Here is a 2535-nt window from a genome sequence, read left to right on the forward strand (position 1 = left end):
GCAACCAGGGTGCGAAGTCCAAGGCCGCTGAAGAGCAGTTCAAGGTCCAAGGAAGCCTACGAGATGCTCTCCGACGCGCAGAAGCGCACCGCCTACGACCAGTTCGGCCATGCCGGCGTCGACCCCAACCTGGGCGGGCGCGCCGGGCAGGAGGGTTTCGGCGGCTTCGCCGAGGCCTTCGGCGACATCTTCGGCGACATCTTCGGCGGCGCCCGGGGCCGCGGCGCCGGTGGCCAGCAGGTCTACCGCGGCAGCGACCTCAGCTACGCGATGGAGATCACGCTCGAGGAAGCGGCGCTCGGCAAGGAAACGCAGATCCGCATCCCGGCCTACGAGGCCTGCGAAGCCTGCAAGGGCAACGGCGCCAAGCCGGGCACGAGCCCGATCACCTGCACGAGCTGCCAGGGCGCCGGCACGGTGCAGATGCGCCAGGGCTTCTTCAGCATCCAGCAGACCTGTCCCACCTGCCACGGCAGCGGCAGGCTCGTCCCCGAGCCGTGCACGACCTGCCAGGGCCAGGGCCGCATCAAGAAGAACAAGACGCTCGAGGTCAAGATCCCGGCCGGCATCAACGAAGGCATGCGCATCCGCTCGAGCGGCAACGGCGAGCCGGGGCCGAACGGCGGCCCCAACGGCGACCTGTACATCGAGATCCGCATCAAGCCGCACGAGATCTTCGAGCGCGACGGCGACGACCTGCACTGCACGGTGCCGGTGGGCATGACGAGCGCGGCGCTCGGCGGGCCGATCGACGTGCCGACGCTCGGCGGCAAGGCGCAGATCGACCTGCCCGAGGGCACCCAGCACGGCAAGACCTTCCGCCTGCGCGGCAAGGGCATCAAGGGCGTGCGCTCCAGCTATCCCGGCGACCTGTACTGCCACGTCACGGTCGAGACGCCGATCAAGCTCACCGAGCAGCAGAGAAAGCTGCTCAAGGAACTCGACGAGTCGTTCCGCCACGCCGGCGACCGACACTCGCCCACCGCCAAGACCTGGAGCGATCGTGTCAAGGACCTGTTCAAGGCCTGAGGCGCCTTTCTAAGCGAAGAGGTCGGTCTGCCCGTCCACGCGCGGGGGCAGCGGCTTCCTGAACTGGGTGAGATCGAGGGCGGCATGCTCGCGGTCGATCCCGAAGCGGGCCTTGGCCTTGGCCAGGCGTTGCGCCAGCAGGCGGGCCCACACGCCCTCCCCCTTCATCCGCGTGCCGAAGCTGGCGTCGTAGTCCTTGCCGCCGCGCATTTCGCGCACGCGCGCCATGACGCGACCGGCGCGGTCGGGGAAGTGCTGCTCCAGCCAGCGCTGGAAGATCGGGTTCACCTCCCACGGCAGGCGCAGGACGATGCCGAAGGCCGACGTCGCCCCCGCGGCCGCTGCCGCCTCGAGGATGCGTTCGATCTCGGGCTCGTTGAGGAAGGGAATGATGGGCGAGATGCTCACGCCCACCGGCACGCCGGCGCGAGCCAGGGTCTCGACCGTGCGCAGGCGCCGGTGCGGCGCCGCGGCGCGCGGCTCCAAGATGCGCGCCAGTCCCGCGTCGAGCGAGGTGATCGAGACGTAGATGCCGACAAGCCCGCGCTCGGCCATCGGCGCGACGAGGTCGAGGTCGCGCTCGATGCCCGACGACTTCGTGACCAGCGAGAACGGATGCGAGCACTCCGCCAGCACCTCGATGACCGAGCGCGTGATCCGCAGCTTGCGCTCGATCGGCTGGTAGGCGTCGGTGGCCGAGCCGATGTTGAGCGATCGCGGCACGTAGGCGCGGCTGGCCAAGGCTTCGCGCAACCGCTGCGCCGCGTTGACCTTGGCGATGATCCGGGTCTCGAAGTCGAGCCCCGGCGAGAGGTTCAGGTAGCTGTGCGTCGGCCGGGCGAAGCAGTAGACGCAGCCGTGCTCGCAGCCGCGGTAGGGGTTGATCGAGAGGTCGAAGCTCAGGTCGGGCGAGTCGTTGGCGGAGAGGATGGACTTGACCCGTTCCTCGATCACCGTCGTTTCCGGCGCCAGGTGCTCCTCGCCGGCGACCTGGTCGAGGGTGCCCCAGCCGTCGTCGTAGCTTTCGCTTTCCCGGGACGAATAGCGGTGCTCGATGGACCAGACCGTGCCGCGCCCCTTCGCCGGCGCGCGCGAAGCGCGTTCGGGACGCGGCGCCTCGTCGCGGGAGATCCTTCTTCCGATCGAACGCCGCTCGGTCGTCATACTGTAAATATACACAGTATCACGGCGGCTGGGGTGGGTCGCCCTTCTGAAGCTCTGCCCAGTGGACCTGCGGCTCGGTGTCGAGGAACCCGTGGAAAAGATCCTCCACGAGGCCCGGCGAAGCCACGCCCTCGCCGTGGCTGGCCGGCCTGCGACGGTCCGGCTCGAGACGGCGATTCAGGATCGACCCGAAAGCACGGTCGGCCTCGTCGACGGAGCGCTGCGCGGCATCGAGCCGGCCCTTGGCATCGCGTCGCAGGCGCTGGCTGAGTTCGACCGGGCTTTCCGCCCTCGCCCTCTCATCCTGCGCATGCTCCCCCTGCGGCTGGTCTTCGCGCATGC

General features: G+C 69.2%; 2 protein-coding genes and 1 pseudogene. 1 reads left to right on the forward strand and 2 read right to left on the reverse strand.

Annotated elements, in window-relative coordinates; translation table 11 throughout:
* Nucleotides 1-1029: pseudogene (locus AC30N0_RS10410) on the forward strand (molecular chaperone DnaJ); the annotation flags it as partial.
* A gap of 9 nt (nt 1030-1038) precedes the next feature.
* Here the strand turns inward: AC30N0_RS10410 and AC30N0_RS10415 are convergent.
* Both AC30N0_RS10415 and AC30N0_RS10420 read right to left on the reverse strand, forming a co-directional pair.
* The gene (locus AC30N0_RS10415; RefSeq protein WP_489517846.1) at nt 1039-2193 is read right to left on the reverse strand and encodes a PA0069 family radical SAM protein; all 1155 of its coding nucleotides are present in this window, start codon (nt 2191-2193) and stop codon (nt 1039-1041) included.
* A 19-nt stretch (nt 2194-2212) separates the two neighbouring features.
* A partial coding sequence (locus AC30N0_RS10420; protein WP_489517847.1) for a hypothetical protein occupies nt 2213-2535 on the reverse strand: 323 nt, incomplete at its 5' end.

It is taken from the genome of Rhizobacter sp., from assembly GCF_031412495.1.
Classification (GTDB): domain Bacteria; phylum Pseudomonadota; class Gammaproteobacteria; order Burkholderiales; family Burkholderiaceae_C; genus Schlegelella_A.